The organism is Chitinophaga sp. OAE865, from assembly GCF_040546735.1.
GTDB lineage: Bacteria > Bacteroidota > Bacteroidia > Chitinophagales > Chitinophagaceae > Chitinophaga > Chitinophaga polysaccharea_A.
Genome location: NZ_JBEPOF010000001.1, coordinates 3,501,743 through 3,524,357, shown reverse-complemented (window position 1 = coordinate 3,524,357; position 22,615 = coordinate 3,501,743). Strand labels below are relative to the sequence as shown.

The following is a 22,615-nucleotide window of genomic DNA, read 5'->3' as shown; positions in this document are numbered from 1 at the left end:
ACTGTGGTCTTTTCCGGTTTAATCTTTCATATATCCATTAATGTTAGTAAGGTTCATCATATCTGGTCGGGTGTTTTAAACTGGGTCATTTGCTGCCGTTTTTCATACAGGGCATCTTTCATGGACATCTTTTCCGGTCGTACCACGCCCTGTTCGCCGATCACCCAGCTGAGCGGCCGTTTCTCTCTGCCTACGCTGTCGCGCAGCATCACGAGGCCGGACATAAATGCATCGGGGCGTGGCGGGCAACCAGGCACATACACATCTACCGGCAAAAATTTATCTACTCCCTGTACCACGCTGTAGATGTCGTACATACCACCGGAGTTAGCACAGGAGCCCATGGATATTACCCAGCGGGGCTCCATCATCTGCTCATACAAACGTTGAATGACGGGCGCCATTTTTATGAATACGGTGCCTGCTATGATCATAACGTCTGCTTCGCGGGGAGTACCTCTGATTACTTCCGCGCCAAAGCGCGCCATATCATACTTAGGGGTCATAGCGGTAGCCATTTCTACAAAACAACAGGAAAGGCCAAAGTGAAAGGGCCAGAGTGAATTTTTCCGTCCCCATGCCAGCAGGCTTTCTACAGAAGTGAGCATCACACTCTGCTGTATCACTTCTTCCATAGAAGTATTGCCGGATATTTTACCCGTTACATCATTTGCGTTGGTTAGCCACCATTTCATATAAGAGTTGATTTACTGCATCATAAAATCAACATGCTATTGCTACATCAGTGCCTGTGGTGCTGGAGTCTTAATGTCCGTGTAACCGTTAACGTTAGTGGAGTTTTTCTTCCGCATTTTCTTATATGCGCGTAAAATTCTTTTACCATCGGGCCCGAAGTCCAATGCGCCGTTACGCCATTCGTAAATAAGTACAGCCAGTAATATAAAAATGAAAACAGCAACGCCCAGGAAGCCGGCCCAGCCAACTTCTTCATAGGCAATTGCCCAGGAGATAATTAAAACCGTTTCAATGTCGAAGATAACGAAGAGCATCGCAACCAGGTAAAACTGGGAAGGAAACCTCAATCGTGCAGAGCCGGTGGAGATGATACCGGACTCATAGGCCTCGCCGGTGGCACGGTCTTTATGCCGTTGCCCCAGTACATATGAAAGCCCCAGTATGATACCGATGAGTACCACAACGATAGCGCCATATGCTAAAAATGGCCAGATGGGAGTGATGTCAGAAACAGCGCTTTTCAAAGTGTTCGCCCTCCGAGCGATTTACTTAAAAGTCCGTTTTGCCAGTCTGTCTGATAAAAACCAGTAGTCTGCTTTCCAATCTACTGAACATGTCTGTTAGGTAATGCTAGTCTGTAAACCGCGAATCAAGAGGGAACACCGGGTATGAGCCCGGTTTCATAACGTTTCAATTGCCGCAATACGGTAAAGACTATATGAAACTGAAGTTACAAAAAATACAACGATTAAACAAAGATTAAAATGCGATACTCAGGTATGAGTGCCTGTAATATAACATTCGAGACTGGTAATGATGTGCTGCTGGTCGTCAATAATAAACTTCACCACGTCCCCGATAGAAATCAAACCCACCAGCCTGTTCTGCTGATCCACCACCGGCAGGTGACGGATCCTTTTATCTGTCATCAATCCCATACAGTCCTCGATAGAATCATCTTCAGTAACCGTGATAGGCCGCTCTGTCATGATTTCACGGATCAGCGTTTCCTTGGAAGCACGTCCCTTCAGGATCACGCGGCGGGCATAGTCACGTTCAGAAAAAATTCCCATAAAATGTTCATCTTCATCAACTACTGTCAATGCGCCGATATTATGGTCAACAAGGAGCTGAAGGGCCTCAAAAACGGTATTGTCGGGGTTTATGGAAAATACTGCATTACCCTTAACCTGCAGGATGTTACGTACCTTTCCCATGGCAAGACTTTTAGAATAGTAAATAAATGAAAAACCACCATTCCTAAGTTACCAATTTTGAATGTTAAAAGCAAGGCAGTGAAAATAAATCGTTTGTGTAAATAGTACGCAAAGGATTATGTCAGACTCAGGATTATTACTGTGATATATTTTTCCGACCTCCACGTTAATTAATGTAATTCAATATGATATAATATAATGGGCGGGAAAAAATTCCTGTCCCGGAAAAGACATAATTCGCTTATATCAATAAACGCAGAACAAAGCTCCGGTAATCATCATAATCCTGAGTCAGACATTATTCGCTTATAACAAACTCAATACACCCTTCACCGGAGCAGGCGCTTCCTGGAGCAGATCGAACACTACAATTTCATTGGCGCCTTTTTTCAGCCATGGCGCAGGACAATATAGGTTCTTCTGTGGCCCTATTTCCCAGTACCGGCCCAGGTTGTGGCCATTTACCCAAACAATCCCTTTCTTATAACCAGACATATCAATGTAGGTGTCGCCGGTTTTATCGAGGTTAAAAGTGGCTTTAAAAAACTGCCCGGGCTTGGTGGCGTTATTGGAAGATGCACTCAGTTCCTGCACAAACTTTTCTGTCATAGGCAAACCATACACCTCCCAGTTCATCAGCGTCATACCATTAAGGACTACACGATCCGTGATGCCTTTGCGGTCTATCAGCGCATCTGCAAAGTTAATGCGGCCCATTCCTTCTACCAGGATCTCCAGTACAGGATTTTTCACATCGCTTACCGGCAGGTCAATTGTTCTTTCTCCAAGACGGCGGTCTATTTTCCCGATATATTTGCCATTGAGGAATACAGTAGCATAATCATGCAGGTCCTTTATAGTCAGCCTGCCGCTCTTATGCCCTATCAGCGTGGTTTTATACACCATAAAACCATAGTCCTGCCCGTAAGCCTCAAATGGCTTTGGCTGCGGCGATTTAACCGGCTGGGGCAAATGGTCCCAAACGGAAGTAAAAGGGCTGAGATTAAATTCAGGGATAGTAATTGCAGGAACTGGTTTTGGAATAGCTGGTAATTTTTTGCCCTTCGGGAGATATGAACCGATCAGTTTACGCAGCGCTTCATACTTAGGCGTAGCATTTCCCTGTTCATTGATAGGCGCATCATAGTCGTAACTGGTTACGTCCGGCTCATAACCCTTTCCGCCGGAATTGGCGCCGGCAGTATAACCGAAATTGGTACCCCCGTGAATTACATACAGGTTAAAGGAACGCCTGGTATCCATAAGGAACTTCACTTCCTTAGCAATACCATCTATGCCAGGCCGTTGCCATTGTTCACCCCAGTGGGTTAACCAACCCGGGTAAGATTCGCTGCTGAAGGCTGGTACATCGGGGTTCTGTTTTTTAGCAGCGGCAAAATCGGCTTCAGATCCGCCGGAGTCCAGCCCTATGGCTGCGCCTTCCACACCACCCGCTTCCAGCATATAGGCGGTGGCGCCATCTGCAGTATAGAATGGTACATTGATGCCATTCTTCACCCACATCTCTTTCAGCGTATTTAAATATTCTTTGTCGTTGCCGTAGCTGCCATATTCATTTTCAATCTGCACCATTACAATTGGTCCGCCATTGGTTACCAGCAGTGGTTTTATTTCTGCAGCCAAATGGTTTACATAAGTAGTTACCGCAGCTATATAACGCGGGTCCATGCAACGCACTTTTATATCCGGTGTTTGCAGAAGATACGGTGGCAAGCCTCCAAATTCCCATTCAGCGCACACATAAGGGCCTGGCCGCAGCAGCACCCACATGCCTTCTTCCTGGGCTATCTTAATAAATTCTGCGATGTTGTGATTGCCGGTACTGAAATCAAACTGCCCTTTCACAGGCTCATGATAATTCCAGAAAACATATGCAGCAATGGTATTACAACCCATTGCCTTTGCCATCTGGATACGATGACGCCAATATTCATGCGGAATACGGGCCGGGTGCATTTCCCCGCTGATTATCTGGAATGGCTTTCCATCCAGCATAAAATCAGTTTTACTCAATGCAAAAGAATGTTTGCTTTGTGCCTGCACTGCCTGCCCCATCCAACAGGATAACGCCAGCATGCCGCTTAGGATTACTTTCTTCATTGTTCAGATAAATTGCAGATAAGCGTCCAAAGTACGCCAAAAATTTGATTCCGGGTACTTTTTACATGCCTGCTGCTTTCTTATTGAACACTGATGTCGGCCACAACTGCCCGGTGGTCTGAAGCATAGGCTTTCAGCACTTCGTCATACCCTGTAACACTACTGTAACGGGTTACTGAAAAACGGTTTACCGGCGTGGTCATAATGTAATCGATCGTGCGGACCGGATTATCGGAAGGAAAAGTAAAAGCACATTGCTGCAGGCAACCGGGGCTCATAAAACTGCGCATAATATCTATGGTACGCGAGCCGGGAACGGCGTTGAAGTCGCCGCCCAGTATTAGCGGCAACGAAAGGCCAGCCACTATCTTTTTAATCTCCGCTGCCTGTAGTAAACGGCTGTCTTCCTGCGCCAGGTGGTCAAGATGGGTGGCTGCAAAATAAAACTCATGATCATCTTTCTTTACACGGATCATTGCAACGGTCCTGAATTCCCCGCCTATGTCTGCCGATACGGGCAAAGCATAACGCTTACTGTCGAGGACCGGTAAGCGCGACAGCACCGCATCTCCATACTCCCCTCCTGCCACGTCAATGGCTTTTGTAAAGAACCATTCCATACCGGTAAGCCGGGCCAGCTCCTGCGCCTGGTGCACGTTAACACCGGTGCGGCGTGTATATACATCAACCTCCTGCAGGGCTACCAGGTCCGGTTTTTCCCGGTTAATGATCCTGGCCAGGGCTTCCAGGTTGGCAGGCGCCCCGGTGGAAGCGCGGGCGCCGTAAATGTTGTAAGTCATCACTCTTACCATTGTTTTAGGACGCACCGGCTCCCCCGGTGTGGCACTGTCTTTATCAGACCTGCTACACGAAAACATAACGCCTGCCAGGCATAGGGACCATAGAAGTTTCTTTATCATAGCCTTGCTCTGTTGATCAGAATGCGTTGATCTCCGCCATATTGGTCAGGTAACTATCACCCTGGCTGGCATTGACCGTTAATTTTACAAACCTGGCTTCGTGCGCATATGCCAGGTAAACTGTACTCACTTTATCATTGGCCAGGGTAAAGCTTTCTGAATAGGTCCAGTTGCTGCCATCTGTGCTCAGCTCCACGATAATGTTTTTAGGATTACCTGTAGCCTTTACTTCCCCCGTATTTTTGTCTGTTCTGCCGGTGATGCTGATGCCATGGATCTTCCTGCTCTCCTGCATGTCTACCTTGATATAATGCGGTGGCCCGGGCTTGGCAGCTTTCCATTGTGTGGACCAGAAAGTATTCACATCACCATCAAATGCATGAATAGCATGACCGTTGGTGGCGCCCTCCCCGGTGGGCTCTTCAGAGGAGAAGCCGGTCACTTTCCATTTGCTGCGGTCTATGGCAGGAAACGGATTGGAAGCATAATGCCCGTTGATCAGGAAATAAGCGGTGCGCAGCTTTTCGTTTACGTTCATATTCGTTTCAATGGTTACCGGCAGCAGGTAACTGCCTACTCCATCCAGTTTATCCACATGCACTACCAGGTTTAAAGGAGCCGTACTATACCTGCCGGCGGGGATTACTGCGCTGGACTGCTCCAGTTCATAGCTGCCTTCCGGCAACATGGGATAACTGGTGAAATTGTTACTGTTGAAGTGATCTGTGAGCGAGGCATCCACACTGAACTTTACGGGGATATCTGATGCCGGTGAATGCGGGCCTCCGTAGCAGGCGCCGTACACAATGCTGTCTGCTTTTCCGGATATCTCAAATGAATATACGGCGGGAGAAGTAACTGCCTGCGGCATGTATACTACAGCGGTGCTGTCGGAAATATCTCTCAGTTCCATACTGTTGTTCCTGCAACTACTCCAGGAAGTGGCCGCAGCAAGGGAGCATATCAATAACTTTATTTTCATCTTCATAAAATTGATCATCAGGAAATAAATTACCATCCGGGATTCTGTACCAGTTTCCTGTCGCGGTCTATTTCCGATTGAGGAATAGGGAACAGGTAATAATTCTTCAGGAAAACCCTTCTTTCAAATACAGTTCTCTGGTAAAACACGAGATCCGTGAGTTTGGTACCTGCATCAACATTCATCCCGTAGAAGTTACCGCCATCTGTTTGTTCGGCGATCTTCCAGCGGCGGGTATCAAAATACCGGAGGCTTTCCAGCGCCAGCTCCACCCTTCTTTCATGCCTGATCTTTGTGCGCATGGTGGCTTGTCCCAAACCGGCAGCAACATCCGGTAATCCTGCCCTGTTACGGATCTCGTTCAGGTATTTCAGGATGTCGGGGTTACCCGGTTCATACTCATTCAATGCCTCTATGTAGTTGAGCAATATTTCCGCGTAACGCACCAGTACAAACGGCCGCGCCACGTATTGGGAGATCCTCGGGTTGCTGTCCGGGTGCACGTTTTTCCTGGCTATATAGCCGGTACGGGGAAAATCCCAGGAACCTTTCTTGCCGGTGTTACCTGTGAAATACGTTTGTATCACTTTATCCCCTTCACTTTTATTGATCCAGAGGCTTCCGTTATAACTAACATTCACATAAAAGCGGGGCTCCCTGTGTACATACATGTTGTAAGTCCCGGCAGTAGTGTATTTGGTCGCAGCAGTAGAAAATCCCGTTTCCACATAGCCCGACCCTGCTTCATAAATGCCTTTCCCGTTCTCCATTTCAAATTCATCCACCAGCTGTTGTGTAACGGCAACTGCCGCGTATCCACTTGCTAAACGCGGTGTTACAGAACGTTCCCAGTCTTTCAGGTTGTTCGTAGTCCTGGCAAAGATCACTTCTGAATTCCATGGGTCCAGGAATACATCGCGGGTAGACAAATAAGGATCAAAAGTTCCACTGGTATCATTCTTACGGTACAGGGCAAAGTTGAAACCGGTGATCACATCACGGGCGGCATCGGCAGCACGCTTCCATTTTTCACGGTCGTATTGTGAACTGATGAGTTGTTTACCATCCAGGTTGCGGAAACCGGCATAGTCTGCATTGCCATTGAATTGCGGGCTGGCCGCCAATAGTAATACGCGGCTTTTAATGGCTTTACAGGCGGCTTGTGTAGCACGGCCATAATCGTTTTCACCCTGTGCAGTAAAGTGTTTGGGTAATTTCTGCGCAGCAAGATCCAGCTCTGAAACAATATAGTTCACACATTCGTCGTATGAATTGCGCGGTTTCTGCATTTCTTCATCCGTAGGCAGCAGGTCTCCTGCAATGGGAATATCACCCAGTATAATAGCAGGCCCGTACTGGCGTATGATGCCATAATAAAAGAATGCGCGCAGGAAACGCGCTTCAGCTTTATACTGGTCAATAAGATCCTGCCCGTTGGGAAGCGCCAGTATTTCCTGGTTACCGTCAATATGCTGCATAAAATAAGTAGCAGAACGGATGCCCTGGTAAAACTTCGTCCAGTTATTCATATAGTCTGAAGCGGCGCTCCAGTTGCCCAGGTTCATGGGATAGGTGTTGTAGCCGGAGCCTGGCCTGTCGTAGGTGATATCGGCATCATCGGAGCAACCTTCCCATGCGGAGGTATTGCGGTAAGCTTCATTGGGAATAGTGATGTAGATATTAGCGAGGTATTCTTCGGAATATCTTCTCCGGTTAAATACCTGTTCAATGGTAATACGATCGCTGGGTACCTGGTCAAGGAATTTACTGTTACAGGAAACCGTTAGCATGGACGCACTCACCAATAAAACGTGTGCGATCTTTTTTATTTTCATCGGTAGAGAATTAATAATTTTTGAATGATCGTTTCTTATCAGAAGTTGACAGCAACCCCGGCAGAATATGATTTGGTACTTGAATAGGCCGCGCCTCTTCCATTTCCTACTTCTACGTCCCAGAGCTTGAACGGTGAGAAGGTAAGGACGTTAACTCCCTGCAGGAAGATATTGGCGGATTTAAGTTTGATACGTTTCATCCAGGCACCGGGCAGGTTATAGCTCAGCTGCAGTGTTTTCAGACGGATATAATCGCTGTTCTTAATCCACCAGGTACTGGCTGCATAGTTATCGTTCAGCGAACCGGCCATCAAGCGGGGATAAAAAACATCCTGCTTTGGATTTTCTTCTGTCCATCGGTCGTTGATATTACTAAACAGGTTGCCCCGGCTGAGGCCCTGCTGGAAAGGCATGGTACCTTCGCCGTTCAGCAGCACGTCTACATGGGCTGCGCCCTGGAAAAGCGCTGAGAGTGCAAACGCTTTATACCCGAGTGTAAAACCGAAGCCGTATACAATTTCAGGTATATCGCCATAGCCAATGGGCGCCTTGTCGTAAGAGTCGATCACGCCATCACCGTTAATGTCTTTGTATTTAATATCGCCGGCGCGTACATCGCCTGGCTGCCATGGTGAGTTCTGCACTTCTTTATCGCTTTCAAAAAGGCCCAGCGCAATATACCCGAAGCGTTGTCCTACGCGCAGTCCTTTATTGTCAAGCCATGGGTATTTCCAGCTGGGATCATCGTTCTCCACCACTTTGTTCCTGTTATAGGTGAAATTGCCCAGCAGTTGCAGGGAGAAGGCGCCGATGCGGCGGTTATAGGTCACAGAAGCATCTACCCCTTTATTATCGATCACGCCTACGTTTCCAAACGGCGCATTGATCATACCTACATAACCGGGGAGGGATTTGCGGCGCAGGAAAATGCCGCTGCGGTATTCCCGGAACAGATCCACCTGTAAAGTGAGGTCGTCGTGCAGCAGCCCGATATCAAAGCCCAGGTTGGTTTTGCGGGACGTTTCCCATTGCACATCCACGGCGTATTCCCCAATTTCCTTACCGGTAAATTTCTGGTTGATGCTCTTGCCAAAATAATAGTCGCTGGTATTAGCTACCGTAGCCAGGTAGGCAAACCTTCTGCCATCTATGTTGCTGTTACCGACAATACCGTGCGAGAAGCGGATCTTGAAAAGTGATACTGTATTTTTTATACCGGAGAAGAAATTTTCTTCAGATACTACCCAACCTAAACCGGCGGAAGGGAAAAAGCCATAGCGGCTATCGGGATAAAAGTTTTCCGACCCGTTATAACCAAAGTTCACTTCTGCAAAATACCGGTTGTGAAAGCCATAGGTGAAACGCCCTGCCAATCCCTGGAAGCGATAGGGTAAAGATGTTTCCAGGTCGCCGGCATAAGTGTTGGCCTTATCACTGCGGTTGTAGAGCAACATACCGGATACATCGTGTTTGCCGAAGCTCCTGTTATAGTTCAGGCCAAGCTCAGAATAAAAGGTGCGCTCTCCCTGGTTGCTTTTTGTATACTGGAGAAATTCGGTGCCTATAGCCACCTGATCGTAGGTAAGGTTTCCATCAGCATCGCGGCCGTTGGCCAGCCAGGTATCGGGTATTTTCGTATAGCGGTTACTGGTATAGTTATAGGCATCAAATGAAAACATTCCGGTTACAGACAATCCTTTTGTAAGAAAAGGCAGCTCCTGGGTAAGCCGCAGGTTGGAATACACCTGGCTTCTCCATTGGTTGGCATAGCCGCCCTGGGTAAGACTTGCCCATGGATTGGATAAACTGCCGGAGCGTATGTCTGCCACCTTACCGTCGGGGTAGCGGGTAGGGATCTGTACCGGCGTCATAAAATATGCATCGGTAAAAATTTCCGATACGCCTGTTGTAGGCAGATTCACGTTGCTCAGGTAACCTTGTATTCCCAGCTTAACGGTAGTAGTAGAAGATGGTTTCAGCGTAATGTTGGAGGTAACATTATAACGCTTCAGGAAAATAGAAGAATTATACTTCGTCAGCTCATCTGTTTTATACATTCCCAGCTCATCATAGTAACCAAGACCAATATAGTACACTGATTTTTCCGAACCGCCGCTGATATTTGCATTTGCATTCCTCACTTTTCCGTTGTTACGAAAAAGCTCTGCAAACCAGTCAACATTCGGATACAGGTAAGGATCGCTGCCATCGGCTGTTTTCTGTATGGCTTCGTCGGAATATACCGGCGCGCTGCCACGTGTGGTCAGCGCTTCATTCGATAATTTCATATAGGTAGGTCCGTCGGCAAAGGAAGGCAGTTTGGTAAACTGTGTGATGCCTTCTGTATAACGCAGGTTATATGCAGGCTTTCCCGGCCTGCCACTTTTTGTGGTGATGAGGATAACGCCATTCGCGCCACGTACTCCGTACACTGCTGTAGCGGATGCGTCTTTAAGCACGGAAAAACTTTCAATATCTTCGGGATCTACGTTGGAGATACTCCTGGGCACTCCGTCTACCAGGGTAAGCGGAGCACTGAACCCCTGTGTAAAAGTAGAGATACCGCGGATATAAATATTGGCGTCGTTGTAACCTAACTCCCCGCTGCGTTGTACAGATACCATACCGGCCACACGGCCGCCTAATGATTGTGTAAGATTGGATACCGGCTGCTTCAGCTCCTTTGGTGAAATAGTAGCCTGTGCTCCTACCAGGCTGATCTTTTTCTGTTCTCCAAAACCTACTACCACCACTTCTTCCAGGGCTGAAGATGCTTCCTGCAATACCACATACATCTTTTCCCGCTGATGCACAGGGATCTCCTGTTTGCGGAACCCGATAAGACTAAATACCAGTACTGCATCATCATCTACCGATAAAATAAATCTCCCGTTGGCATCAGTACCTGTACCCAGGCGGGTACCTTTAACAGCAACAGTTACACCTACCATTGGCTGGCCGATGGAATCTATCACGATACCTGTTACCTCTCTTTGGCCTTCTGCCAACTGGTTGGTAACCGGCAACTGTTCTTTTGCAGCCACTGAAATATTCTGGCCTGATGTTCTGAACTGCAGGCCGGTACGGTTTTCTATGTCCTGCAACAACCTTGTTACAGCCACATTTTTGTAGTCCACCGTTAACTTCTTTCCAAAAGCCTCCAGCGATTTGTCGTACAGAAAACGGAAAGTGGTTTGTTTTTCAACAGCACGGAAAATGGTTGTCACTGTTGCATCTTTCAGCTGGATGGTAACAGTTTTTGTTTTCGGGTCCTGCACCTGCGCGTGTAAAGGCGACATATAAACGGCTGTCGCCAGGAATGAGCACAGGATGACCCTCACGGCCTTTTGCAGGCCGCGTGAAGCGGATAATAAAATTAGGATCATACGTTAGGTTTTGTTAGCGTAGTATGTATTAAACAGGATTAAAGCAGTTTACTTTTTATTGATACGGATTATATTTCCCTGGCGATGATATTGCAAATGATAAATAAAACAGATGGATTCCAGTACTGATTCCAGCGATGCATTGGTCTGTTGCCCGGACAACACATGCCGTCCTGTTTCCGGTGCATCCAGCATAATGCGGACGCTGTACCATCTTTCCAGTACTGTAGTTACTTCCGCCAGCGTAAGGTTATTCATATTGATAATTCCCTGCTGCCATGAATTCATATTATGCGGCTCTTCCCGGAAGCTGGCAAACTGGTTGGCGGCGCTGTCGTAGCTGGCTTTGCTTCCTTTACCAAGCAAAATCTCCTTCCCCGCCGGCGCTATTACTTTTACCTTTCCGCTGGCCACGCTTACTACCAGTTTTTCACCAGGATAACGCTTCACATTAAACGAGGTGCCCAATACTTTCGTTTGTACGTTACCGGTATGTACAATAAAAGGCGTCTGCCTGTCGGGATGTATTTCAAAAAACGCTTCCCCTTCCAGCATTACGTCCCTGGAGGCTGTTGCATATGCATCGCTGTAATGGATAACGGACCGGGCATTCAGCACAACCACAGAACTATCGGGAAGGGCTATACGTTTTATTTCGCCGTCGGCTGCTGCAATGGTGGTATACACCGGTTGATGGCGTGGCCATAAAAATACCAGTCCAACCAAAACCAGCAGCATGGCGGCATACGGCAACCAGCGACGGAAGTAACCATATTTCACCGTTGTGCTTTTTTGCACCGCTGCCTTTACCACTTTACTTTTTAACCCGGCAGACAGGGGTTGTGACTCACTTTGCCACCATTCTTCCGCCGGCATTAATACACGATGGTCCTGCTCTTCAAGTAACTGTAAAAGTAACCGGAGCTCCTCCTGGCTGGCGGTATTATGTTGTACTTTATCTATCAGCTCCTGCAACAGGCCGGCGTCACGTTTTATCATATATACAGTTAACTTCTGTCTATATATACACTAAAAAAAGAGGGGCTACTTAGTGGAAGAAAAAAAATTATTTCAGAAAGAACAAGATCAGTAAGATGATATAGGAATCTTTCAGTTCTGCCTTTATTACTTTGAGACTGCTATGAATGTGGGATTCCACAGTACGTACGGAGATGCCCAGTTTGTCGGCGATTTCGCGGTGCGACAATCCTTCTTCCCGGCTCATCCTGAAAACCGCGCGCTGCTTATCTCCCAGCGAATCCAGCACATCCTGGTACTGCCGGTACAGCTCATTGTAATCCAGCTGCTGTAAAATTCCGTCTGCCGGTTGCAGCAATGCATTTTCCGGGTCGGTGGTCATCAGCCGGCGGTTCACTTTATTACGGATAAAATTCAGGATATGATTCCTGGCAATAGTGAATAGCAACACCTGCACATCAGCAGTCTCATCCAGTTTGCTACGGAAGTGCCAGAGCTTGAGGAAAATATCCAGCAATAATTCTTCTGCATCTTCCTCAATCCCCACCTTTTTCCTGCAATAACCCAATACCTTTGGCCCCAGCAGTTCCAGCAGGGAGCTGAGCGCTTCTTCATCGCCTTCACGGAAGCGACGCAACAGGAATGGTGAAATAGAAGTAGTAGAATTGTCCATGCAGGAGACAAAATTAATAAGCCATTGTTAACGTAAGGTTATGATATGATTAACAGCCTGTGGTCGATTACTTTTCATTGTTCGTCTGGTGGAATTCGTCCATCAATATTAATAAAAATAATCCTTGGGAAGAAAGAAATTTCAACGGGGAGTCCCGGGAAAAGTATGTGGATTTTTTTGGAGGGGAACAGGTTTTTCTGCCTGATAAAAAAACAAAGGAAACCGGCACTGATCACCGGTTTCCTTTTGGGTTATTTAAATATTTCCTTTTTTAAGTTCCTTCACGGCATAATCACATGCCCGCGCAGTAAGCGCCATATAAGTGATAGAAGGATTCACGCAGGAAGAAGAGGTCATGCAGGCGCCATCTGTTACAAACACATTTTTGGCGGCATGTACCTGGTTGAAACCATTGAGCACAGATGTTTTAGGATCGCGGCCCATACGTGCAGTACCCATTTCATGAATACAATGTCCCGGCGGAGGGGCGCCGTCGTAGCCATGTACATTTTTCAGTCCTGCTGCTTCCAGCATTTCTATCGCACTGGCCTGCATATCCTTGCGCATGGCCATCTCGTTCTCTTTAAATTCACAGTCGATGTCAAGCGTGGGCAGTCCGTACTTATCTTTTTTATTTTTATTCAACGTTACTTTATTCTCAAAATACGGCAGGTGCTCGCCCCAGGAGCCTATTCCCATTGTCCACTTACCGGGTTCGCCCTGGGCTTCTTTCAGCTGAACGCCGATGCCTTCCATACTTGTGCCGCGGCCTCTTCCGGCGCCGCCCTGGTAGCCAAATCCGCGCACATAGTCTTTTTGCATGGTATTGGCGTTGGTGTTGCGGAAACGCGGAATATAGATACCGTTTGGCCTGCGGCCGCTACTGTAGTATTGGTCTTCAAACCCGTCATAATCGCCGCCGGCGCCTACACCGTAATGGTGATCCATGAGGTTATGTCCCAGTTGACCGCTGTCGTTGCCAAACCCGTTCGGGAACCTGTCGGATACTGAATTGAGCATGATCCAGCTGGTGCCCAATGTAGATCCGTTCAGGAAAATAATATCCGCATAATATTCTACCGTTTGCAAGGTATGTGCATCCATTACTCTTACGCCGGTAGCTTTGCTTTTATCTTTATCATATAATACTTCCAGTACAATGGAATCCGGGCGCAGGGTCATATTGCCGGTTCTGGCTGCTGCCGGCAGGGTAACGCCGTTGCTGCTGAAATAGCCGGTGAACGGGCATCCGCGTGCGCACAGGTTGCGGAACTGGCAGGGACCGCGATCTTTTAATCCCTTGGTAAGATGTGCCGCGCGGCCAATGGTAATAATACGGTCGTTGTATTTTTCTTTGATACGCGCCGCTACATGCTTTTCGAGGCAGTTCATTTCCATGGGTGGCAGGAACACGCCATCGGGCAGCTGTGGGAGGCCTTCCGCCTGGCCGCTTACGCCAATGTATTCTTCTACATACTTGTACCAGGGAGCAATATCTTTATAGCGGATGGGCCAGTCAACACCATGGCCATCTTTGGCATTGGCTTCAAAATCCAGGTCGCTCCAGCGGTATACCTGGCGGCCCCACATAAGGGAGCGGCCACCTACATGGTAGCCACGCAGCCAGTTGAAAGGTTTTATTTCATTGTAGGGATTTTCGTTATCATTTACCCAGTACTGTTGTGTAGCTTCATCAAAAGCGTAGCAGCGGCTCTGGATGGGATGATTCTCCCTCATTTCGTCGGAAGTATGAAGATGATGTGGAAACTCCCAGGGAGCTTTCATAGCGGTAGTGTAGTCCTTGACATGCTCTATATTACGCCCTCTTTCCAACACCAGCGTTTTCAGTCCTTTTTCGCTCAGCTCTTTGGCGGCCCATCCGCCGCTGATGCCGGAACCAACCACGATGGCGTCATAAGTGTTTTCCTTCTCTGCCTTGATATTAAGATTCATGTTGTTGTGTATTGAAGCTAAAAGCGGCCAGGGATCAGCTTTTCAAAAGCTATCCCTGACCGCTACGTACTTATTGTTTCTTTAAATATTGCCCTTCTTTAACTCTTTTACGGCATAATCTACTGCGCGGGCAGTTAAGGCCATATAAGTGAGAGAAGGGTTTACGCAGGAGGCAGAGGTCATGCAGGCGCCATCTGTTACGAATACATTCTTTACAGCGTGCATCTGGTTAAAGCCATTGAGCACGGATGTTTTAGGATCGCGGCCCATACGTGCAGTACCCATTTCGTGAATGGCCATACCCGGATAGGATCCGTTGTCGTATGTTTTCACGTTTTTAATACCGGCTGCTTCCAGCATTTCTGCAGCATCGTTCATCATATCTACGCGCATTTTCTTTTCGTTCTCCTTGAACTCTGCATCAAATTTCAGCACCGGCTGGCCCCATGCATCTTTCACAGAAGTATCCAGGGTTACCTGGTTAGCTTCATATGGCAGGCATTCTCCGAAACCGCCCAAACCAATGCTCCACTGACCTGGTTCGGTGAGCATTTCTTTAAAGTCTTTACCCACACCCATTTCAGCGATACCACGACTCCAGCCGCTGCGGCTGGCGCCACCCTGGTAACCGAATCCACGGATGTAATCGCGTTTATCACTGCCGATGTTACGATAGCGGGGAACGTAGATCCCGTTGGCTCGGCGGCCGAAATAGTATTTATCCTCATATCCTTCAGCGGTACCGGAAGCGCCTGTACGGAAATGGTGATCCATCAGGTATTTTCCCAGTACGCCGCTGTCGTTACCCAATCCGTTAGGGAAGCGGGAAGAAGTGGAGTTCATCATTACAAAGGTGGAGCCCAGGGTAGAACCATTGATGAAGATGATTTTCGCGTAGTATTCCACCATTTCTTTGCTGTGCTTGTCGATCACCTTTACGCCGGTGGCTTTTCCCTGTTTCTCATCATAAATAACAGAATTTACAATGGAGTCGGGGCGCAGTGTAAGGTTACCGGTAGCCATTGCTGCAGGCAATGTAGACGATTGGGTGCTGAAGTAAGCGCCAAACGGGCATCCGCGGCTGCAGAGATTACGGTATTGGCATTTCTCACGGCCGGGAAGCGGTTGCGTGATGTTGGCCACGCGTCCCATGGTGATGATACGGCCTTTGAATTTTCCTTCAACGGCAGCCTTTACATCTTTTTCCACGCAGTTCATTTCCATGGCTGGCATAAACTGGCCATCCGGCAGTTGGGGCAGCCCTTCACGGGTACCGCTGATACCGGCAAATTTCTCAACATAGTCATACCAGGGAGCAATGTCTTTATAACGGATAGGCCAGTCAACCGCAATACCGTCTTTCAGGTTGGCTTCAAAATCAATATCGCTCAGGCGGTACGACTGCCGGCCCCACATAATGGATTTACCACCCACGATATCCGGGCGGTACCAGTCGAAACGTTTTACTTCATTATATGGACTTTCGGAATCGTTGATCCAGTATTTTTCGTTGTGCTCACTGTATGGATAGTCGCGGCTCAGTTTAGGATGTGTTTCCCGCTGGTCTACCGTAATACGGCCGCGGTGTTTAAATTCCCATGGATCTTTAGTAGCTGTTTCATAGTCTTTCACATGTTCCAGCGGCTTGCCACGATCCAGCATCAGTACTTTTAAGCCTTTTTCTGTCAGTTCTTTGGCAGCCCATCCACCACTCACGCCAGAGCCGATAACAATGGCATCATAGGTGTTTTCTGCCTGCGCTTTTATATTCAGGTTCATTTTAATGAGGATTTAAAAAGTAAGAAGAAGATTACACTGCCCAGGCCTTTTCTCCCTTGGTATAAGGAGTGCAGCCTTCGTATTTACCCGGAACCGGAACATAACGCAACGCTTTCGTGGCGCCTGGTTCGGAGGTGAAATACCCCAGCAGGGTTAATTCTTTCAGGTACTGGAAGTAGTGAGTTGGATCTCCTTCTTTTTTGTCTTTGCGCTTATTGTAGTCTACGCGCTCTTTTTCAATCCCTGTGAGGAGCTCTGTGCGCTGCTCGGGGGTAATATCCATGAAGCCTTTTTTGAATTGCTTCTTACTTGCCTCATCAATTTTTGACAATCCATCCAGGAATATCTGCTGGTCTTCCTTCTTGTAGCAATCGTTCATCATAACAATGATGAAGTCTTCTACTTTGGCATCCTTCGCGCCAGGAGTACTGGTTTTGGGTATGATGGTTTCCGCTATCTCCGCCAGCAAAGCTTTGGTTTCCGGCTTTTGCAGATCGTAATTCTTAGGAGCGGATCCTGTACAGCTTTCCAGGGCTGATAACGTGGAAGCGGAAATGGCAGTACCCAACAAAATAGCCACATTCCTTATTGCGTCTCTTCTGTGCATAAATAGTAAATTGATTTGACCTCCGAACAAGTTGGAAAAAATTCTTCTAAAAACCAAATAAAGAAGGATGAAATATCAGCCGTGGCTGAAAATAACAGGGAATAAAAAAAGATGGGTAGATGTAAGCCGGTTCTGCGACTTCCATCTACCCATCGGCCTGTACGGCATAACGGCTGTTACAGGATGTATTTTCCTTTATCGTCTACCAGTACTACCGGCAAACGGTGGTGTTTTTCGAAATAATCATAAGCTGTTCTCAGTTCCGCCCAGAATTGTTTGGAAGAACTGTCGGTCAGCGAAAAAGTGCCCAGGTAGTTCATAGAGCCCGGGTTACCGAATTTAACGGGGAATACGTGTACCGGTATAAAATCCTGGCCTGCATTCTTGGCATTCACCGCTAAAATATACACCTCGTCGATGAATTCATCGGTTAAAGGAATACAGCCAACAGTGATACAGTTACCATGGATATAGATATCGCCGCCCGGGTTTTTCTGATCACTCAGGATACGGTCGGAGAAATTGGGATAATTGATGCCCAGGGACAGGTGATAATTGCTGTTCGGGTTAAAATCGTTGATATAGTAGAAGCCTTCCGGTACCTGCCGGTCGCCTTCTTTCCGTTTGGGCCCCATTTTACCGGAAAGCGTGCATACCCGGTAAGACTTAAACAAGCGGAAAGTATCCTGGGGATTATTTTTCACCCAGATTTCCATTTCACTGTCCAGTTTAAAGGAACGGACAAACATATACTTCGCCGGGTAAACAAGCCCTTTCTTTTCGAACTCCTTTTTCAGCAACTCTTCCTTTTCACGGTATGCCTCTCCTACTTTGGGAAACATTTTCTGGTTGTCGAGGAAAGATTGCTGGGCAAAAATTTTACCGGCACCCAACATCATCAGGACGATTACAACAAGTCGCTTCATAAACTATTCAACAAAATTTTAATATTTAAACCAGGTTTATATAAGCAAGATAAAACAATAACAGGGCAATAATAAAATATATTATCATACTTACTTTCCTGTTGGCTACCTTCAATATATAGTGTGTATGCCCCTGGTAGATCAATATAGCCGTAAAGGCCTGGAAAATCCCACCCAGCAGGAACAATACACCGAACAGCGTTTGCATCCTCATAAAAACGGAACTCTGATTTTAATATTGTAAAGTTACGCGTTTATTGCTTTACTGTAGCTTTATCCATTCCAGTTTTACGGTTGCCTCATCCATACCAGAGCTGAAAGTGGCACGCACAGGGTATTTCCCGCTATAGGCGTAGGTATAGGTATTGGTAACCACCCTGGAAGTATTGGGACTGCTGATGTTTTCTGTAAGCACATTGTGAGCTGAAAGGCCGCCGGCGCCTGCTTCCATTAAAATGGCCAGCTCAGGGTGTTGTTGCTGTGGGTTTTGTTTACGGTCGTAGGTATAGCTGACAGAAGACGTATACACGAACTTGCTATACCCAGGTTGCCTGCCATAGGTATCCATTCTTTCCACGTCACCGTCCTGGTTCCATGTGTACTGCAGGTATCCGTTGTTTTCCCAGGCAGCTTTGGCGGCATTAAGGCCAAACTGGTAACGCCGGGTTATTCTACCGCTTTCGTCATATGACAGGGAATCATAGGCATACATGTCATTATCCCGGAAGTAGCTGATCTTCGACACCTTGTCGTTGTTATACTCAAACGACAGGTAAGGATCGCCTGTCACGGCTTTTTCATCGGCAGCCGACAGGCACTTTACCAGGCGGCCATTTTCATATACCGGCAGCTGTATGTCGCTGTAGGTACCATTTTCCGACTTATGCAGCTGTATAATCCTGCGGATAGACTTATCTGCGTTGTATTCCAGCAGGGTTTGCCCGGCCGGGGATACCACCTTATGCAGGTATGTTTGCTGATCGCCCCCGTTACGGAGTGCTGAATGGTTGCCCTCGCTACGGAAAGCAGTAAGGATGGTGAACGATGTCACCAAAGTGGCATAGATAGCCCCGCGGGCTATGGAAGTTGTGAGCATAGGTTATAAATATTAACTATAAATATACTATATAAAAATCAATAAAGTGTGGCTAATATGGGAAAAGATGCAATATATACGCGCTTTTTAAAAGAATGGTTTCAAATAACAAATCATTTACATATTGTTAACATTCGCATATATGTTTTGGCCGCCTTCGGCGGATTTTGTCTGACTCAGGATTATGATGATTTCAATGATTTTTCTGAGTTTTTCTTTTAGATTTTTAAAGAATCGGGAGAGGTGATACCGCTTCTCTTATTGTAATTGTAAGATCAAAATGCAGATCTTAACATACACAACGTTTCTTAAAACAGAAAGGGAGATAGAAGCGATCCGCTTCTATCTCCCTCTCATTCTAAAATCAAAAGGTGGTCAAATCAAAATATCAGTATCCTATTCACGGCTTTAAGCTCAAAGGGAGATATAAGCGAAAAGATCTTACTCATATCTCCCCCTAAAAATCCAAAAGAAAAACTCAGAAAAATCATTGAAATCATCATAATCCTGAGTCAGACAAAATCCGCGTCGCCGAAGGCGACAAGGGAGAGTTACAAATTCCCCCGCAGCGCCTGTTCTCTTTCAATAGATTCAAACAGCGCCTTGAAATTGCCCTTACCAAAAGACTGCGCGCCCTTACGCTGAATAATTTCAAAGAAGACAGTAGGTCGGTCCTGGATAGGCTTGGTGAAGATCTGCAGCAAATATCCCTCATCATCCCGGTCTACCAGTATGCCCAACTTTTGCAGCGGCGCTATGTCTTCATCGATCTTGCCTACACGATCCAGCAGCGTTTCATAGTATACCGGCGGTACGGTAAGGAACTCTACGCCCCTGTTCTGCAGCTCTGTCACTGTGTGCACAATATCATTGGTGGCAATGGCCACATGCTGCACGCCCGGTCCGCCGTAGAAGTCGAGGTATTCTTCGATCTGCGACTTTTTCTTGCCTTCTGCCGGCTCATTGATCGGGAATTTCACACGGCCGTTACCGTTACTCATCACTTTACTCATCAGGGCAGAATACTCCGTGGAAATATCACTGTCGTCGAAAGAGATCAGGTTTCTGAAACCCATTACCCGTTCGTAAAATTCTACCCAGGTATTCATCTCGTTCCAGCCCACGTTGCCTACACAATGGTCTACATATAACAGGCCGGTTTCAACTGGCCGGTAATTTGTTTTCCATTCCTTATAGCCTGGCATGAATAATCCTTTGTAGTTCTTTCGCTCTATAAACAGGTGCACGGTATCGCCATAGGTGTGAATACCACTGCGCACTACCTCGCCGGATTCATCTTTTTCCACCACAGGTTCCAGGTAAGGCGTAGCGCCGCGTTTTACAGTTTCTTCATAAGCGGAGCGGGCATCGTCTACCCATAGTGCCAGCACTTTCACGCCATCTCCGTGTTTGGCTACGTGACGGGCTATTTCCGTATCAGGGAACAGGGAAGTGGTAAGTACAAAGCGCAGCTTATTCTGCACCAGTACATAAGATACCCTGTCTTTCACCCCGGTTTCAGGACCGGCATAGGCCACCGGCTGAAAGCCAAAAGCAGTTTTGTAATAATGTGCCGCCTGTTTGGCATTGCCTACGTAAAACTCTACATAGTCGGTACCATTGAGAGGTAAGAAATCCTGCTGACCGGTTAAGTTGTCTGCATTCACTAATGCTGTTTCCATAACATTCAATTGTTTTGGTTTTATAAGTTGGTTGGTTTTTGTTTAATCGTTATTCTGCCCAGCTCATTACATAGCCGCTGTCTTCAATGCCCAGTGCAGCTTCCGTGATCTGCAACGGGTGAAAAGTATCTACCATCACTGCCAGTTCTTTTGTTTCCTTTGCACCGATGCTTTTTTCCACTGCACCGGGGTGTGGCCCGTGCGGAATGCCCGCAGGATGCAGGGTGATCATTCCCCGTTCCACATGTTTACGGCTCATAAAATCGCCGTCTACATAATATAACACCTCATCGCTGTCGATGTTGCTGTGGTTATAAGGCGCCGGTATGGACAGGGGGTGGTAATCAAACAAGCGGGGGCAAAAAGAGCATACCACAAAGTTGCTGCCTTCAAAGGTCTGGTGTACCGGTGGCGGCTGATGTACCCGCCCGGTGATCGGTTCAAAATCGTGGATGGAAAAGGCAAACGGGTATTCGCATCCATCCCATCCTATCACATCAAACGGATGGTGTTTATAATGTATCGGGTAAATTACCCCTTTCTTTTTAATGCGGATCAGGAAATCGCCTTCCTCGTCAATGGTTTCCAGCTGCTGTGGCTGCCGGATATCCCGTTCGCAGTAAGGAGAATTTTCCAGTAGCTGGCCATACTTGCTCAGGTATCTTTTCGGATAACGGATAGGGCTAAACGATTCCACAATAAACAGGCGGTTGCCATCGCTGTTGAAAGTGATCTGGTAAATAGTCCCACGGGGAATCACCAGGTAATCGCCATAGCCAAACTCCAGTTGCCCATACTGCGTTTTCAGCACGCCGCTGCCTTCATGTACAAAGATCATTTCATCGGCATCGGCATTTTTGTAAAAGTATCCTTCCATACTTTTACGGGGAGATGCCAGTACTATATGGAGATCACTGTTTACCAGCACGGCTTTGCGGCTTTCCAAAAAATCATCTTCCGGCTTAATATTGAAGCCCAGGAAACTGCGGTGCTTCAGCATCTTCTCTTCCGCCACTTTTGGTGCAACGGAATAAGGTTCATCTACTTTCACGATCTCCGTAGGCGGGTGACAGTGATACAGCAGGCTGGAGTGGGAAGAAAAGCCTTCCGTTGAAAACAACTGTTCCGAATACAGCTGGCCGTCCGGTTTACGGAACTGGGTATGGCGCTTATGCGGTATCTGTCCGAGTTTATAATAATGTGGCATGACGGGTGGTTTGAAAAAATTGTTCCGGTGTATGATTAAAATTGAATGGTGTATGATTCCTTGTACCGGTGTATGATCTATATTTTTACATACAGTGCAACCTGCAGATGACAGCTGAAAACTTAAATACACATGCGCAGGAATAGCAACTGAATACTATTACAAAGTTACGGTATATAACACATGAAGAATGGCCGGCAGCGGCCGTTGGGAAAGGTTATGCCAAAGTCGAATCCATGGCAAGCGTGGCCATGAGGAAGTAGTAGTTAAGCTGACTATTGCTTGTATATTTCAGTGAAATGGACAAGTGGCAATTGTTTAGGTGACTAAGGTAAGGAAAAACTGCGATTCCAAAATATTTTTATACCGGGCGATGATCAGCGGGAATAGTAAAGCATCTTTTTTCCGGAGATAAATAACCGGGAATCCTCCTTTTAATCCCACTCTTTTTTACATGTTCCCCGAGTCAATAAGTCACAACATTGTCATACAATCATTATCATTAAAAAATATAGTCAATCACAAAATCGCAAATACAGGCATCCAATTTTGAATAT

Annotated in this window: 18 protein-coding genes; all 18 read right to left on the bottom strand. The window is 47.0% G+C overall.

All coding sequences use genetic code 11. The features are described from left to right. Nucleotides 1–56: 56 nt before the first annotated feature. Nucleotides 57–695: an NADH-quinone oxidoreductase subunit B gene (locus tag ABIE50_RS14315; protein ID WP_209860410.1), complete on the bottom strand. Its 639-nt coding sequence runs from the start codon at nt 693–695 to the stop codon at nt 57–59. 42 nt (nt 696–737) lie between these two features. Then, entirely contained in the window at nt 738–1,220 is a 483-nt protein-coding gene (locus ABIE50_RS14310; RefSeq protein WP_209860412.1) for an NADH-quinone oxidoreductase subunit A, read from the bottom strand. Between the two features lie 249 nt (nt 1,221–1,469). After that, nucleotides 1,470–1,913, bottom strand: coding sequence for a CBS domain-containing protein (locus ABIE50_RS14305; RefSeq protein ID WP_209860414.1), 444 nt, complete (start codon nt 1,911–1,913; stop codon nt 1,470–1,472). Between the two features lie 306 nt (nt 1,914–2,219). Next, nucleotides 2,220–4,034 (bottom strand): glycoside hydrolase family 35 protein, encoded by a 1,815-nt coding sequence (locus ABIE50_RS14300; RefSeq protein WP_354028007.1) that lies wholly within the window; start codon nt 4,032–4,034, stop codon nt 2,220–2,222. 80 nt (nt 4,035–4,114) lie between these two features. Continuing rightward, complete coding sequence (locus ABIE50_RS14295) at nt 4,115–4,954, bottom strand: endonuclease/exonuclease/phosphatase family protein (RefSeq protein ID WP_209860425.1); 840 nt, start codon at nt 4,952–4,954, stop codon at nt 4,115–4,117. 16 nt (nt 4,955–4,970) lie between these two features. Further along, nucleotides 4,971–5,936 carry a BT_3987 domain-containing protein gene (locus tag ABIE50_RS14290; RefSeq protein WP_209860427.1) on the bottom strand — a complete coding sequence of 322 codons (966 nt, stop codon included), beginning with the start codon at nt 5,934–5,936 and terminating at the stop codon, nt 4,971–4,973. Nucleotides 5,937–5,965: 29 nt separating this feature from the next. Beyond that, on the bottom strand, nt 5,966–7,771 hold the full coding sequence (locus ABIE50_RS14285) for a RagB/SusD family nutrient uptake outer membrane protein (protein WP_209860429.1): 1,806 nt from the start codon (nt 7,769–7,771) through the stop codon (nt 5,966–5,968). 38 nt (nt 7,772–7,809) lie between these two features. Continuing rightward, a complete protein-coding gene (locus tag ABIE50_RS14280) occupies nt 7,810–11,157 on the bottom strand; it encodes a SusC/RagA family TonB-linked outer membrane protein (RefSeq protein WP_209860431.1) in 3,348 nt (1,115 codons plus the stop codon). 48 nt (nt 11,158–11,205) lie between these two features. Beyond that, nucleotides 11,206–12,156, bottom strand: coding sequence for a FecR family protein (locus ABIE50_RS14275; protein ID WP_209860433.1), 951 nt, complete (start codon nt 12,154–12,156; stop codon nt 11,206–11,208). A gap of 67 nt (nt 12,157–12,223) precedes the next feature. Continuing rightward, nucleotides 12,224–12,808, bottom strand: a complete 585-nt coding sequence (locus ABIE50_RS14270) for an RNA polymerase sigma-70 factor (protein ID WP_209860435.1) — start codon at nt 12,806–12,808, stop codon at nt 12,224–12,226. Between the two features lie 255 nt (nt 12,809–13,063). After that, a complete protein-coding gene (locus ABIE50_RS14265; RefSeq protein WP_209860438.1) occupies nt 13,064–14,761 on the bottom strand; it encodes a GMC oxidoreductase in 1,698 nt (565 codons plus the stop codon). An 81-nt stretch (nt 14,762–14,842) separates the two neighbouring features. Beyond that, nucleotides 14,843–16,540, bottom strand: a complete 1,698-nt coding sequence (locus ABIE50_RS14260) for a GMC oxidoreductase (RefSeq protein ID WP_142685079.1) — start codon at nt 16,538–16,540, stop codon at nt 14,843–14,845. A gap of 31 nt (nt 16,541–16,571) precedes the next feature. After that, nucleotides 16,572–17,147 carry a gluconate 2-dehydrogenase subunit 3 family protein gene (locus ABIE50_RS14255; protein ID WP_142685078.1) on the bottom strand — a complete coding sequence of 192 codons (576 nt, stop codon included), beginning with the start codon at nt 17,145–17,147 and terminating at the stop codon, nt 16,572–16,574. 176 nt (nt 17,148–17,323) lie between these two features. Further along, nucleotides 17,324–18,073 carry a L,D-transpeptidase family protein gene (locus ABIE50_RS14250; RefSeq protein WP_209860440.1) on the bottom strand — a complete coding sequence of 250 codons (750 nt, stop codon included), beginning with the start codon at nt 18,071–18,073 and terminating at the stop codon, nt 17,324–17,326. Nucleotides 18,074–18,098: 25 nt separating this feature from the next. Continuing rightward, nucleotides 18,099–18,287, bottom strand: coding sequence for a hypothetical protein (locus tag ABIE50_RS14245; RefSeq protein WP_142685076.1), 189 nt, complete (start codon nt 18,285–18,287; stop codon nt 18,099–18,101). A 48-nt stretch (nt 18,288–18,335) separates the two neighbouring features. Further along, nucleotides 18,336–19,169, bottom strand: coding sequence for a hypothetical protein (locus tag ABIE50_RS14240; RefSeq protein ID WP_209860442.1), 834 nt, complete (start codon nt 19,167–19,169; stop codon nt 18,336–18,338). 551 nt (nt 19,170–19,720) lie between these two features. Further along, entirely contained in the window at nt 19,721–20,851 is a 1,131-nt protein-coding gene (hppD, locus tag ABIE50_RS14235) for a 4-hydroxyphenylpyruvate dioxygenase (RefSeq protein ID WP_209860444.1), read from the bottom strand. A gap of 49 nt (nt 20,852–20,900) precedes the next feature. After that, the gene (locus tag ABIE50_RS14230) at nt 20,901–22,058 is read right to left on the bottom strand and encodes a homogentisate 1,2-dioxygenase (RefSeq protein WP_209860446.1); all 1,158 of its coding nucleotides are present in this window, start codon (nt 22,056–22,058) and stop codon (nt 20,901–20,903) included. Nucleotides 22,059–22,615 lie beyond the last annotated feature (557 nt).

Bases quoted from the DNA above. Each gene is read 5' to 3' on its own strand.
- ABIE50_RS14315 (WP_209860410.1), bottom strand. From the start codon at position 695: ATGAAATGGTGGCTAACCAACGCAAATGATGTAACGGGTAAAATATCC.
- ABIE50_RS14305 (WP_209860414.1), bottom strand. From the start codon at position 1,913: ATGGGAAAGGTACGTAACATCCTGCAGGTTAAGGGTAATGCAGTATTT.
- ABIE50_RS14300 (WP_354028007.1), bottom strand. From the start codon at position 4,034: ATGAAGAAAGTAATCCTAAGCGGCATGCTGGCGTTATCCTGTTGGATG.
- ABIE50_RS14295 (WP_209860425.1), bottom strand. From the start codon at position 4,954: ATGATAAAGAAACTTCTATGGTCCCTATGCCTGGCAGGCGTTATGTTT.
- ABIE50_RS14290 (WP_209860427.1), bottom strand. From the start codon at position 5,936: ATGAAAATAAAGTTATTGATATGCTCCCTTGCTGCGGCCACTTCCTGG.
- ABIE50_RS14285 (WP_209860429.1), bottom strand. From the start codon at position 7,771: ATGAAAATAAAAAAGATCGCACACGTTTTATTGGTGAGTGCGTCCATG.
- ABIE50_RS14280 (WP_209860431.1), bottom strand. From the start codon at position 11,157: ATGATCCTAATTTTATTATCCGCTTCACGCGGCCTGCAAAAGGCCGTG.
- ABIE50_RS14275 (WP_209860433.1), bottom strand. From the start codon at position 12,156: ATGATAAAACGTGACGCCGGCCTGTTGCAGGAGCTGATAGATAAAGTA.
- ABIE50_RS14270 (WP_209860435.1), bottom strand. From the start codon at position 12,808: ATGGACAATTCTACTACTTCTATTTCACCATTCCTGTTGCGTCGCTTC.
- ABIE50_RS14265 (WP_209860438.1), bottom strand. From the start codon at position 14,761: ATGAATCTTAATATCAAGGCAGAGAAGGAAAACACTTATGACGCCATC.
- ABIE50_RS14260 (WP_142685079.1), bottom strand. From the start codon at position 16,540: ATGAACCTGAATATAAAAGCGCAGGCAGAAAACACCTATGATGCCATT.
- ABIE50_RS14255 (WP_142685078.1), bottom strand. From the start codon at position 17,147: ATGCACAGAAGAGACGCAATAAGGAATGTGGCTATTTTGTTGGGTACT.
- ABIE50_RS14250 (WP_209860440.1), bottom strand. From the start codon at position 18,073: ATGAAGCGACTTGTTGTAATCGTCCTGATGATGTTGGGTGCCGGTAAA.
- ABIE50_RS14245 (WP_142685076.1), bottom strand. From the start codon at position 18,287: ATGAGGATGCAAACGCTGTTCGGTGTATTGTTCCTGCTGGGTGGGATT.
- ABIE50_RS14240 (WP_209860442.1), bottom strand. From the start codon at position 19,169: ATGCTCACAACTTCCATAGCCCGCGGGGCTATCTATGCCACTTTGGTG.
- hppD (WP_209860444.1), bottom strand. From the start codon at position 20,851: ATGGAAACAGCATTAGTGAATGCAGACAACTTAACCGGTCAGCAGGAT.
- ABIE50_RS14230 (WP_209860446.1), bottom strand. From the start codon at position 22,058: ATGCCACATTATTATAAACTCGGACAGATACCGCATAAGCGCCATACC.